Below are 12,263 nucleotides of genomic sequence, written 5' to 3'. Positions count from 1 at the left end.
GTGACGTCCCCGGCCAGGCGAGCCAGCGCCGACACGCCCCCTGTAGCAGCTGGCGAAGCCTGCGTCCGGCTGCGCAGCAGTCGTAAACCCTGAGTGCGCGGTAGGTCTGACGCACCGCACAGGCTGACTTTACGACTGCTGCGCAGCCGGACGCAGGCTTCGCCAGCTGCTACAGGGGTTGCGTTTTCGATACCCGTCACCTGTTTTTGGGTGAAGTGTGCGAGCGACTACTCCGGCGGGTCGATTTGATCCAGCACTCGATTGGCCGTGATCTCGGCCAGCATAATGCTGTTGGAAATCCCCAACAGCACATAGCGCGACTCACCGTCCAGGTGATCCACCAACTGATGAACCATCACATCGACCGCGGCCAGCGTCTCGACCAGATAAACCACGAGGGATTCGGTATCGCTCTCTGGGTCGACGGAAAAACCCTTGTTGGGTGTGCGCGGTGTGGCTTTGATGTCGGCAATTGATGCGAAGTGGAAATCGAGGGCAGCTTCGGCGGCGTCGTTGAGTTTTTTCGAACCGGGTTCGTACGGGGAAACCGGATCGGTTTCCGGTGGGTTGGGTGTAGGCTTTTTCATAAGCTGGCTTCTCTAATGGGGTGCCTACCCTCGTGCTGCTAAACGAGAGGGAGGCAGCTGTACGCAGGTTAGCAGACCGGGGAAGCTAGCAAAGCCGGCGCGTCCGAAGACGCCCTGCGCACAGCTACCATCAAGTGCAAGCATGGGAATGCCTGACTGACAGAGCTTGTGCAACTCTCTAACTATCCACGGGCCGCTAAACCCGATCACTGATAGGCAGTGACAGGACTCAAGTTACCGACGGGCCCCAAAGCGCACAAGCCGGCGGATTCTGGCGTACTCGTAGGCAACGACGCAAGGTCTTGTAGCTTTCAGGAAGTAACCTTGAGAGCGTTTAAACAAGCACGCTCAAGCGATGTTTATTGATCGTAGGCGCGCGTCCTACAGGCGGTGAAAGCCTCGTTAAAAATCCGTTGTTACGATCGACTTTTAACGTAGCGCTGGACCCATTGCATGCCCGCAATCGGCAAACCTATGCCTGTAATACACAGGCTCCAGACCAGGCCTTCGATACCAAAGACAAGCTTGTCACCCTCAACGAAATGGACCTGTTAATCGTGGTCAAGAATCTGGTGGATAACGCCATCCGTTACACGCCCCATGGCGGACGGATCGACCTTTGCGTCGAGCTGACGCAAGAAACTGCAATCCTGCAGGTCAAGGACTCAGGCCCAGGCATCACGGCAGAGGAACAATCGCGCGTGTTCGATCCGTTTTATCGCTGCCTGGGAACCGATGAAGCAGGGTCCGGGTTAGGTTTGTCGATCGTCAAAGCAATAGCCGATCGTACGGGAGCATGCGTTCGATTGAGTTGTTCGGATGAGATGACGAAGAGCGGATTATGTGTGTCGGTAGCGTTGAAACAGGCCAGCGCTAACCCCCCGGCGAAGGGCTGACTTGACTCTCCAGAGCAGCGAACAGGCAGGCGAATACGATTGCTCCGATGATGATGGAGCTCAATAGCTGATCTCCCTGAATCGTTGAACGGGTTAATCCGATTGCGACAAATGTTTAGTGCCTATCGTGCAGCCTTTGATTGGCGATCAAAAACCTGCACAATTGCCGGCTTTTTTCGCGACAGGACGTCTTCATGCAACGGATTGTAATTCTGGGCAATGCCGGCAGCGGCAAATCCACCCTCGCTCGCGCCCTCGGCAAACGCCTGAGCGTGCCCGTGGTGCACCTCGACACACTGTTCTGGGAGCCCGGCTGGGTCGAACCCGACGCCGAGCAATTCCGCGCGCGGGTCCGCGAAGCCATCGCACCGGCGACCTGGGTGTGTGAAGGCAACTATGCCCGGCGCACCTTCGACCTTCGCCTGCCCCGCGCCGACTTGATCATCTGGCTCGACACGCCACGGCTCACCTGTTTCACCCGAGTGATCATGCGCAGTGTCATGAACCGTCCTCGGCCTGACCTTGCCATCGGTTGTACAGAAAAGCTCGATCGAGCGTTCCTGACCTTCCTGAACTTCGTGTGGACTTTCGATCGTGGCTACCGCCCGGGAATCGAAGCGGTGCGCCTGGCGACAGGCCCGCAGATTCCTGTGGTGCACTTGCGCGGTCCCCGGCAGATTGGCGAATTTCTCGATAGTTTGTCCGCGACGTCTGGTGGCTGTCTTGAATAAATTCCCCGATCAGCTTAGGACCCCTCCTTGGCCATAAGCTGATCGGCAAAGTCTTCAGCGTAAAATGGGAGTCGTCCCGATCAGTACCGATAGGTTGCCTGCACTGAAATTCCATTCGCGCTGTTATCGTATTGGGCACTGTATTCCGGTTGAATCCCGGAGTTGTTCGCCTGTTTTACCGAGACTTTGGAATCCCAGAGATAACCGTAAGCGAAGTCTATCGTCAGATCGGAACTCGGCGAATAAGCGCCGCCCAACGTCACGGCTTGTCGATTCCCGACCGGAATGCGCACGCTGCGATCGGCATTTCTAATGGGCGACGGATCATAGGCGTAGCCTGCGCGCAGCAGCCATTGTGGGTTCACTTGATAGGCGGCGCCAACGGCGGTGCTCCACGTGTCACGCCAGTTCATTTCTTCGATCACACTTCCCATACCTGCCGCCTGGCCCACCGGGGAAAGACCGCTGTTGACGGCCTCGACCTTCTGGATCCGGCTCCAGCGTTTCCAGGTGGTCCCCAGGTAGCCCGTCCAGCGACTGTTGAAATGATGGGTGATAGAGGTGTCCACGGATTCGGGCATGGTGAGGTCTATCTTGTTGTCATATTTTCCGTCCAGCGGGATAACACTCGGGGAGCCGGAAACTTCGGTATGCCCTTGAAGTTCATAGTCCACCTTCGAGTGATAGTTAATCCCCCAACTCGTTGCCTCAGTAAAGTCAATCAAGATGCCGACGTTGTAGCCAAGTGCCGTGTCATCGCCTTTGATGGTGACGAGTGTGTCCTCACCGTTGTTCAGGGCGCCGGTGGCCAGGTAATTCTGAAGTTTTGCGTTAAAACGGTTCAGGGTCGGCCCACCACCAATGGACACGTAATCATTGATCCGCCAGGCAATGGTGGGCTGAAGGGTTATTTCCTTGGTCGTGCTATAGGAACCATGGTAACGGCCCTGAAATCTGCTCTCGTAATCATTGATCAGACCACTCGGCGCATAGAGACCCAGGCCAATCGAAAAACGATCATCAAGCGGCGTCGACATATAGGCGAAAGGCACAACCCCCAGAGGGACTGAGTCCCCTTTATTCGTTCCTGGGGCACTGCTCTGCGCATCACTGATGTCGTCGCTCACCGAGACGATCGCGGCGCCGCCGGAAATCTCACTACGCTTCAATTTGGTCAAGCCCGCCGGGTTGCCAAAGATAGTGCTGGCGTCCAGCGCGGAAGACGACCTTCCCGCATAAGCAGTTCCCGCACTGCTTGCACTTTGTTCGTTCAAGGCAATGCCATTGGCGCCCGCGCTGGTGGAGGCGCTGAGTATTGCCGCGGCCCCTGCGAATGTGATCCAGGAAGACATTTCTCGCACAGCGAAGAGACACGGGGTTGCACGGTTGCTCAGTTTCATTTCCCACCTCGTATTGTTTTTATTGATTGGTGCGCAGGCAAAGCTTTGCCTTCCGGTGCACTTGGCAGTGCCGGCTGAAGTTGATCGAAGTTGTGAAAAAGGCCCTGGCTGACAACTACCAGGGCTGAGGTGCCGAACTTACGAAGTCAGGATCATTTGAGCCACTCCACTTGAAAGCTATAGCGACCAAGAAGAAGGGCCAGGGACTCTTGATCTCTCCCGGCCCGAATGCACGCGACTAACCCACGTTGTTCATGCTGAATCACCTCGACCGCAATGTCTTTCAGACACATGCGTTCCACTTCCTGGCGAACTACTCGGGACACCTCGCGCTGCTGCAAGGCGGGCTTGAAGATTTTGCCGACCGCCGTCAATGGCAGTGCTTCGAGGATTTCGATCCGCTTGGGAATGGCCGCCCGCTCACTGATGTGGCGCTGAGCAAACTGCTCAAGTTCTTCAATGGTGCTGACGTGGCCGGGGCGCAGTTGCACGTAGGCGACCGGCACTTCACCCGAATAGGCGTCCGGGCTGCCGATGGCCGCCGCCAACGCCACCGCTGGATGGGCCTGCAAAGCCTCCTCGATTTGCTTGGGATCGATATTGTGGCCACCGCGGATGATCAGCTCCTTTTTGCGCCCGGTCAGCCAGAAATAGCCCTTTTCATCCTGGCGCCCCAGATCCCCTGTATTCAGCCAGCGCTGACCGTTGATGTTGATCCACAGGCCCCGGTTGTGGCTTTGTTCAACGTAACCCTCGAACAGGTTCGGACCCGTGATGGTGATCAGGCCAATTTCGTTGATGTCGGCGTCGCGCAGGTACTCTCCCGTTTCATCGAGCATGACGGCGCGCATGTCCTGGTAGGCAATCCGTAACCCGATGGAGCCGATGTAGCGCTCGCCATGGGGCGGGTTAACCGAGGAGACGCATGCGCCTTCCGTGAGTCCATAGCCTTCGAGGATCTTCACCCCGGTCCGGCCTTCGAACTCCCGGAAAAGTTCGACCGGCATCGGCGCGGCACCACACATGGCATATCGAAGGCTGGACAGGTCGCGGCCTTCCAGCTCGTTTTGCAACAGTGCGGAAAACACGGTTGGAACGCCGGAGAAGAAGTTGATGCCGAAGTGCTCGACCATCTCCCAGAAGCGTGGGAGCACACCCTCACCGCGATAACCCTGCGGCGTGCCGAGAATGACATGATCACCTTGGGTCCAAGGCATCAGGCCTGTCACCAGCTGTGCATTGACGTGGAACAGCGGCAGCCCACAGAAAATGACCTGGCCACTGCCACGGGGTTGCATGTGCGCGGCCATGGCCCACGCGTTGAAGACTTCCGCCCCATGGGTACGCATCGCAATCTTGGGCAGCCCGGTAGTACCGCCAGTGCAGAAGTAAGAGGAACGATCCTCAGGGCGGAACAGCCGGGCACTCTTCAAATGCGTGCCTGGCTGAGCGTCCATCAACGTGCGTAATGGGTGAATCGTGGCCCCCCTGTGCAACCCTCGTTCTTTCTCTGCCAGGGACTCAAGGTATTCACGTTGAGCAACATCAACATAGGGTTCCATGCCAACCCAGACCACGTGCTTGATCTCGGGAAGCTGATCCAGCTGCGAGGCCAGTTTGGGCCACAGGTCGCTGCCCGGCGTCGGTGCGAGCGCCCCCCCCCCGCTGGCTTTGGCGGCGCGCAACAGGGCCGCTTTCTGCTTGCCCTCTTGCAGCGGATTGACCGCCAGGACGATCCCCGCCGCTTCTCCCCCCCAGATGGTGAAGTGGGTTTCCGGCAAGTTGGGCAAGATGAAGGCCAGCACTTCAGCCGGGTTGATGCCCAAGTCGTGGAAGGCATTCGCCGCGCGGGTGATCTCTTCGACGAGTTCGGAGTAGGTCCAGTGGTGAGTGTTTGTGAAGCTCGTGGCGTCGGCGAAGAAACTCAGTGCAGGCGCGTTGGGGCTAAGCTCGGCAGTCCGTGTCAGCGCTTCATAGGTGCTTGATGCCAAGCCACGCTCCGCCAACGGGACCCGCTCGATATGTTCAATGTCGTTCAGCGATCGCACGCTCATCGTCAGGCTTCCTCTACGACTCGGTTGCGTTGCACGCCGAGATCGATCACGCCATCGGTGCTACGAATGCGCGCCTCGACCACGTCACCGGCCTTGAGGTACTGCGTCCGGCCCTCTTGCGCCTTGAGGAAAAGCTTCCACTTGGTGGCTTCTGGCATCAGGGCCGCAATGCGCTGTTTAGCAGGCGAAGGGATGGTCAGCGCGCATCCCGCAGGCGTACCGGTAGCGATCAGGTCTCCAGCGTCGAGATCTTGCAAAGCGGAAAGCTCGATAAGGGTTTCAGCGGGGCCGTAAACCAGGTTGGCCGTGCTGTCCTCTTGTCGCACCTGGCCGTTGACCGTCAACTTCAGCTGCAGTGCCTTGAGGTAATGCATGTCCTTGGCATCCAGAAGGCAGAGGTACGGGCCGACCGGGCCGAACGTGCGATAGCTCTTGCCCTTGTAGAACTGCATCTGGGGAATCTGAATGTCACGCGCCGAGTAGTCATTGACAATGACGACGCCGGCAATGAACTCGTGCAGATTGGCGTCGGTGACAGCAATCGCGCCAGTGATCGGGCGCTTCATCACAAGCCCCAGTTCGATTTCGTAGTCAAGGAAGCGCACGTGGCGCGGCTTGATCAGGTCGCTGTCAGCCGCCACCAGGCAACTGGTCGCCTTGGTGAAGATCATGTTGAATTTCTTCGCATCCGGGTCCATGCCGGACTCGATCATGTGCTGACGGTAGTTGGCACCCTGGCAGACGAACTGCTGGTTACGGGTCACCGGCGACAGCAGTTTGACTTCGCCCTCCGCAAGCTCCGAGCCTTTCAATACAGCGAGGTCGTCGATACTGTTCTGGCGAATGAAATCACCGGTGGTTTCAAAAACACCGGGGATGACCGTGATACGGCCCTGGCGAAGCACGCCCCAGTGGATACCGTTCTCAAATTCAAAGCGGACTACGTGTACAGCAGACATTGAAGGGACTCCTGGAGCGGCGTTTGTCCCGCGTTCGGTGGCGTGGGAACTGTGGTGTTGTTCTGCGGGGGGGCTGGCAATGCTGTAAACCAACGAGCCGCCGGCGATCACGGCGCCGGCTTTAAGCACATCCCGCCGGCCATACTGGGTTGAGTTGCCCGACATGGCGGCAGCTCTACCCGAACATCCGCATGAGTGTTATCAACTTGCGAATGGTCAAGTCGGGGCTGCGGCGCAGGTTGAGGATCAGCGCTCGCAGGTTGTTGAAGCTCATCTTGGGTTTTGTAAAACGCTTGGGCATGCGCTGCCCCCACTGCGCCATTGCTTCGGGGCTCACGGGATGGATGCCCGTCGGCCGAGTGGCCGTGAAAATATCGCCGTCGCAGTAATGCTCGTGCTTATCGCCCCATGGGTCTTGCCAATAATCGAAGATCTGACTGCCCAGGATGTGCCGGCCGATTCCCCATGAGTGCTCCCAGCCCCGCTCTCGCAGGACCCGCTGCCCCATGCCCACTGCGTCGGCATCGACGACCTCATAGGCGCTATGGCTGTAGGTCGCCATGAACCCTTGCGCTATCGCCAATGTGTGGTGATCAGCCGGCCTGTCACCGAGATCGAGGCGCATGAAAGTGACGATAGGCGTGCCATCGGGAAGCACCTGCACATCGCTGGGAATAAACCCGAAATGCTGGGTATACCAGGCACAGGTCGCCTGGTAGTCGGCCACTTCAATGACGATATGGCCCAGTCTGAGAACTTCAGGGGGAGCAATCGGCGGGCGTTGCGTGGCGTTGATTCGCGGTTGCTCGTGCGCCAGATTCCAGTGCAGAGGCGCTCTATGGGCCAGCGTCTTGCCTGGCGTCTGGTCGCAAACGGCTTCCACAATGAAGCCGGACGGATCGGTCAATCTGACGTAGTACCCTTTGCCAGGATGCTCCGACTTTTCTATCGATGACGCACCCGGGATTCGAGTGAGTTTTTCCAGATCGTCCAGAGACGGCACGGCAAGTCCGAACCCGATAAAACGTGCAGAATCGGCACGATGCACACGGTAGCAATAGGACGTGGCATCAGTGGCTCGTAGATAGAGCGTATCGGCGTCCTGCCGACTGACCGTCAGGCCGAAGTCGGTCAGGAAGCGCGCCGCCTCATTCAAGTCCGGGCGTTGAAAGATCAGGTGAGTCAGGTCCTGGGCCTTCACCGTCGGCTGCAAATGCCGCGCGGGTTGTGGTGTCGCCAACCGGTGCAATTCGTTTTTGTTGTTCATTGTTCTTGTTATCCGGGTTTTTAGGGCAAAGCGGTCCCGAACCCCTGAAAAAATCAGGGGCTTGTCTAGTTGAGTCAGTTACGAATTCAGTCGAGAGACGGAAGTGCCGGCAACTCGTTGGTCGCCAGCGCACGCGCCTCTTCTGGTGATACACCCAATGCCCGCAATATCAGCTCGGCGGTGTCAGAGCCCGATTCACGCCACGTTCGGTGACCTTCCAGTACCAGGAAAATAGAGCCCAGCACGCTGCTCGATATCAACGTCAGTACCGAGAGCAATTGCTCCTGCTGAAAGGTGTAGCGCCCAGTGGAAAGCCCGCTCAGAAGATCCGCCGTCGCCTGGCTGCTGAACATCTCGCGCAACGAAGCATTGCTCATGGCGAATTTATGGATGAATGCGCCCCACTGAGAGTCTTCGTGCGCTCGACGAATGAAGAATCGAATGCCATTGGCAAGGCGCTGAGCCGGATCAGAGAGGGCATTGAAGCTCTTGTTGACGCGCTCATGCATCTCCCTCGCCAGATGGCTGGCGACCGTCTCGAACAGGTTTTCCATGCTCTCGATGTTGCTATAGACCGTTCCGCGCGCCACGCCGGCCTCTTGTGCGAGGTCGAGAATGTTCACTTGCGAGGTGCCTCTCTCAGCGAACAGGCGAAAGGCGGCTTGATGAATGCGGCGCTGTGTTGGATTCAGGGATTGCACGGTTCTCTCTCCAGGATTACCTCATGGGTCAATTGAACACGCGTGTTCATTTTTAGTCAACAGCGTTTTTTTGATCGAGTCGGCTAATTTCGATTGAAACCGTTATATTTTGATTCTTTTACGGGCATGGCAGGATCAATCGCGGGATCGGCGCACCATCATAAATGAACACTAGTGTTCAATAACCTGTCGAAATGGCGCACAGGGCCACCGATGGGCACCGGTGGCGTGTGCAAAAAGGAGGTCGCGGGGATCAGGCGGGTAGCGGTTTTCCGGCGATTTTCCTGGCTTTGGCAGGTGTTACGCCCAGCGCCTGGAGAACCATTTCGGCGATCCGCAGATCGTGCTCCGCCACTGCACGCCCCTCGACAACAGCGCGCATGGCGCCGGTGGTGCATGACAATACCATGTCCAAGGCCACCCCTTCGTCCACGTAAGCAAAAATGCCCGCACGCAGCCCGTCACGCAGATCGCCCAGTACATGGCCAGCCAGACGCGAGCGCATTGCCTGGTCGAAATGGATGATGCGCAGCAGCGCATTGGCCCACTGATGGTCAGCGGCGGCCCGGCACACAAACATGCGTACGCCAATCGAAAGCCGCTGCGCGCCACACTGTACGTCCGCGTTCAAGACAGAAATGGCGTCAGAAAACTCGGCGGCCATGGCGATGCCCACCGCTTCCAGTACTTCGTCGCGCGTTCGAAAATAGTTGTAGATGGTGCCGTTGGACACCGCGGCTTCCGCGGCGACCTCGAGCAATGCGATCTCCCCCACTTCCTTACGTGCGACAAGTCGCAATGCCGCGTCCACCAGGCCGCGGCGGGTGCGCTCACGTTTCTTGTGGCCTCTCGTGAGAGGTTCTGGCGCAGTCGCTTCTAAAGGAAGATTGGGGGAATGCATGATCAAGCTCGTAATCGAGTGGGCTCGTTGATGGTAACGGAAACGCTGTCAGGCGTGGTGTCTTCGCTAACCAGCAGCGCCCGGCAGTCACGCAGGAGACTGGCTGCCTCTGCGCCAGGGGCGTGGTGCATGATGATACGGTCGGGGCGAACCGCGACGAGCGTTCCTTTAGGGGCCAGCGGCAGGATGTCATGGTTCATGTCTTCGATGAAGTCACAGCGGCCGCCGGAGCGTTGTCCGCGTGTTCTGACTTCCAGGAAGTGACCGCCCATCTTTTCCCAGGAAACGATCTGATCAGTGGTTAACAGTGACAACGGGTCAACGCCGAATCCAACCAGGGTCAGGTTGTCTCCCAGTGCATCGTCGCTCAGTTTGATCTGCTTTTGCATGTTGCGAATCCAGGTTTGGGGAAACAGGCTGCCACGTACCAGCGTGTCGCCCCGACGATGCTGCACGAATAGACCGTGCTTGAAAGTGTTCTTCGGCTTGATGTCCAACTGTTCGAAGTACTTCCTGGTAGCGGCAGTCAACGCCAGCGTGCGCATCAGGCCGTGGATAAAGAACGCGGCGAGCTTGTTCTTGGGCATCACCATTCGGCCCATGAGTTTCGCCAGATTGATCATCGCCTGGGCATGGGGGCGGCGCTCTACGTCATAGGTATCGAGTATTGCCGGCGCGGCATGACCGCGAAGGACCCAGGCCAGTTTCCAGGCAAGGTTGGCACCGTCGCGAAGTCCCGCGACGAGGCCTTGCCCGACAAAGGGTGGGGTGATGTGCGCCGCGTCGCCGGCGAGGAAGACGCGTCCCTTGCTGAATCTATTGCAACAGCGCGCGTGGAATCGATACACCGCCTTGCGCTCGATTTGCAACTCCTGCGGGTTGATCCATGGTGCGATTAACCGGGCGATGCTTTCCGGGCTTTCCAGCTCTTCCCGGGATTCACCGGGTTGCAGCATGAACTCCCAACGCTCCCTGCCGCCGGGCGCCGGCATGTGCGGCGTCGGGCGCCGCGGATTGCAGAGAAACTCAATGTGATCAATCGCTGATTGATGCCGATTCATGACATCGACAATCAGCCAATCCTCCGCATAGGTCTGCCCTTCGAACTCCTGGCCAATCAGTGCCCTGACCCTGGAGCTTGCGCCATCCGCACCGACCATATACTGGGCGCGAACAGCATGCGATTGCCCATTCTGATCCCGCACGGAGGCGACGACGCCATCCGGCTCCTCGACCAGGCTCTCAAGCTCGAAACCACCAAGACTGGTCACTGACTTCAGCCGGGAGACCTGACTGCGCATCGCGTGTTCGAGGTCGGGTTGATAGAACGTCACCAGTTTCGGATGGCCGTCGATGCACCCCTCAGTATTGGCGCGACCGAACTGCCCGAGTACCGGGGAGTGCATTTTCACTTCAGGGATAACGATTTTCTCGAAAGCGTCTTCCGACAAACCGGCGAGTTGCAGGATACGCAGCGCCTCGTTGTCCAGGGCAATGGCGCGAGGCATCAGTACGACCTCGTGGGCCTTGTCCAGCACCAGGGTCGTTACCCCATAGCGGCCGAGCAGCGCCGCGATTGTTGCACCTACCGGCCCGTTACCGACGACCAGCACGTCGACGACGGAGGGAGGCAATTGGGAAACTTTCTTGTTGTTGTTCATCTCGAGCCCTTGTTGTGATTGAAGTCGTGAGGCGCGCAGGTCTCAGCGTCAGGCAGGGTCAAGGTATTCAATATTGAGACGAATTTCAATATTGATGTTTACGTCATTAATTTTTAGAGCTCATCGTCCGGCCACGATGAGCGCAAATACCAAGGTGTCAGGGGCTTGCGAATCGCGTCCGGGCCGGAGCGATGAATGCAGGACATTCGAGGAGTGACGCCCTCAAGAGCGCCCGACGGAACCCGTGACCGGTAGATTCCCGAGCAATTTGAGCCCGGTACTTTTCACGAAAGCGTCGTAGTCCATCGGTTTCTCAATACGGGTTTCTGCGTTGGGCAATACGTAGGCCCAGGCCCGTTGGGACGAGGCGTCGTAAACCAGCTTGAACAGGCGGGTCGGCACCCAGACCTTGTTGTCGCCAATGGTGTTGTGGCCTGAGTCAAAGAGTGGGCCGGTAAAGACAAACACATTGCCATCGGCGCGCTTGGCAAACTTCCTGACATCAGACTCGACCTTGCTCCAGATCTTGCGATTGTTGGTCGGGTCTTGCGGCACCATGTTCGACAGCGCAAAGGATTGCGCCATCGCATTGGGGTTCGGTGCATCGGCCGCCGGGGATTGATGGCCACGGTCCACGGCCGGATGCTGGCTACGGTAGTCGCTCAACTCTGCCCGCCCACTCTTGGGGATGCGTGGGTCCGGATAGAATTGATTGGTGCGCTCCTCCCCTTTGGCATCCTGCAGTTGCGCTGCATTAAGGCGTTCGACCACCACCAGCGGCGTCTTGCTGGTTTGCGAGTACAGCACCGCGAAGTTATCGGAACACAGGGCAAGGGGTTTCATGGTTGCAGGCACAGTGGCCGTGTTGATCGGTTTGGCTGCCGGAAACAAATCCGCGCAGCCGTCAAACGAGGCCTGTTTCTGTTTGTTTGAATAGAGGTCCAAGGCCGCGTTCTGGCTGATCGAGCCTGAACGGGATGCTTGTTCATGATGCTGGGCGGGCGGCTTCAGGAGATCCAGCAGACTGCGGGCTTCGGCCCCGGTCGAGAGCAAAACAAGGGCCGACAGCCCAACTGCAATTTTGCGTAGGTGCATGCTTTAAGTCT

10 protein-coding genes and 1 pseudogene are annotated in these 12,263 nt (G+C 58.1%); 2 read left to right on the top strand and 9 right to left on the bottom strand.

Features of this window, described 5'->3' with window-relative positions; all coding sequences use genetic code 11:
- Positions 1-227: 227 nt before the first annotated feature.
- On the bottom strand, positions 228-587 hold the full coding sequence (locus AEQ67_RS09440) for a DUF6124 family protein (RefSeq protein WP_059403613.1): 360 nt from the start codon (positions 585-587) through the stop codon (positions 228-230).
- A gap of 515 nt (positions 588-1,102) precedes the next feature.
- On the opposite strand from AEQ67_RS09440, the pseudogene AEQ67_RS09435 reads away from it, so the two are divergent.
- Positions 1,103-1,483, top strand: a pseudogene (locus AEQ67_RS09435) (sensor histidine kinase); the annotation flags it as partial.
- A 194-nt stretch (positions 1,484-1,677) separates the two neighbouring features.
- Positions 1,678-2,214, top strand: a complete 537-nt coding sequence (locus AEQ67_RS09430) for an AAA family ATPase (protein WP_059403611.1) — start codon at positions 1,678-1,680, stop codon at positions 2,212-2,214.
- An 80-nt stretch (positions 2,215-2,294) separates the two neighbouring features.
- Here the strand turns inward: AEQ67_RS09430 and AEQ67_RS09425 are convergent, their stop codons facing one another.
- From AEQ67_RS09425 to AEQ67_RS09390, 8 genes are all read right to left on the bottom strand, one after another.
- On the bottom strand, positions 2,295-3,614 hold the full coding sequence (locus AEQ67_RS09425) for an outer membrane protein transport protein (protein WP_059403610.1): 1,320 nt from the start codon (positions 3,612-3,614) through the stop codon (positions 2,295-2,297).
- Positions 3,615-3,766: 152 nt separating this feature from the next.
- Positions 3,767-5,668, bottom strand: coding sequence for an acyl-CoA synthetase (locus tag AEQ67_RS09420; protein WP_059403609.1), 1,902 nt, complete (start codon positions 5,666-5,668; stop codon positions 3,767-3,769).
- A gap of 2 nt (positions 5,669-5,670) precedes the next feature.
- Positions 5,671-6,627 carry a fumarylacetoacetate hydrolase family protein gene (locus AEQ67_RS09415; RefSeq protein WP_059403608.1) on the bottom strand — a complete coding sequence of 319 codons (957 nt, stop codon included), beginning with the start codon at positions 6,625-6,627 and terminating at the stop codon, positions 5,671-5,673.
- A gap of 175 nt (positions 6,628-6,802) precedes the next feature.
- Positions 6,803-7,894 (bottom strand): VOC family protein, encoded by a 1,092-nt coding sequence (locus AEQ67_RS09410; RefSeq protein ID WP_059403607.1) that lies wholly within the window; start codon positions 7,892-7,894, stop codon positions 6,803-6,805.
- An 86-nt stretch (positions 7,895-7,980) separates the two neighbouring features.
- On the bottom strand, positions 7,981-8,595 hold the full coding sequence (locus tag AEQ67_RS09405; protein WP_059403606.1) for a TetR/AcrR family transcriptional regulator: 615 nt from the start codon (positions 8,593-8,595) through the stop codon (positions 7,981-7,983).
- Positions 8,596-8,848: 253 nt separating this feature from the next.
- Positions 8,849-9,496, bottom strand: coding sequence for a TetR/AcrR family transcriptional regulator (locus AEQ67_RS09400; RefSeq protein ID WP_059403605.1), 648 nt, complete (start codon positions 9,494-9,496; stop codon positions 8,849-8,851).
- Positions 9,497-9,498: 2 nt separating this feature from the next.
- The gene (gene mhpA / locus AEQ67_RS09395; protein WP_059403604.1) at positions 9,499-11,157 is read right to left on the bottom strand and encodes a bifunctional 3-(3-hydroxy-phenyl)propionate/3-hydroxycinnamic acid hydroxylase MhpA; all 1,659 of its coding nucleotides are present in this window, start codon (positions 11,155-11,157) and stop codon (positions 9,499-9,501) included.
- A 222-nt stretch (positions 11,158-11,379) separates the two neighbouring features.
- Entirely contained in the window at positions 11,380-12,252 is an 873-nt protein-coding gene (locus tag AEQ67_RS09390; RefSeq protein ID WP_059403603.1) for a DNA/RNA non-specific endonuclease, read from the bottom strand.
- Positions 12,253-12,263: the final 11 nt, after the last annotated feature.

It is taken from the genome of Pseudomonas sp. RIT-PI-q (genome assembly GCF_001297125.1).
Lineage (GTDB): Bacteria > Pseudomonadota > Gammaproteobacteria > Pseudomonadales > Pseudomonadaceae > Aquipseudomonas.
The sequence above is the reverse complement of the archived record's forward strand: the minus strand, read 5'-3'. Positions and strand labels throughout refer to the sequence as shown.

Excerpts from the sequence above, each read along its gene's own strand:
- AEQ67_RS09440 (WP_059403613.1), bottom strand. The coding sequence starts at position 587 with ATGAAAAAGCCTACACCCAACCCACCGGAAACCGATCCGGTTTCCCCG.
- AEQ67_RS09430 (WP_059403611.1), top strand. The coding sequence starts at position 1,678 with ATGCAACGGATTGTAATTCTGGGCAATGCCGGCAGCGGCAAATCCACC.
- AEQ67_RS09425 (WP_059403610.1), bottom strand. The coding sequence starts at position 3,614 with ATGAAACTGAGCAACCGTGCAACCCCGTGTCTCTTCGCTGTGCGAGAA.
- AEQ67_RS09420 (WP_059403609.1), bottom strand. The coding sequence starts at position 5,668 with ATGAGCGTGCGATCGCTGAACGACATTGAACATATCGAGCGGGTCCCG.
- AEQ67_RS09415 (WP_059403608.1), bottom strand. The coding sequence starts at position 6,627 with ATGTCTGCTGTACACGTAGTCCGCTTTGAATTTGAGAACGGTATCCAC.
- AEQ67_RS09410 (WP_059403607.1), bottom strand. The coding sequence starts at position 7,894 with ATGAACAACAAAAACGAATTGCACCGGTTGGCGACACCACAACCCGCG.
- AEQ67_RS09400 (WP_059403605.1), bottom strand. The coding sequence starts at position 9,496 with ATGCATTCCCCCAATCTTCCTTTAGAAGCGACTGCGCCAGAACCTCTC.
- mhpA (WP_059403604.1), bottom strand. The coding sequence starts at position 11,157 with ATGAACAACAACAAGAAAGTTTCCCAATTGCCTCCCTCCGTCGTCGAC.
- AEQ67_RS09390 (WP_059403603.1), bottom strand. The coding sequence starts at position 12,252 with ATGCACCTACGCAAAATTGCAGTTGGGCTGTCGGCCCTTGTTTTGCTC.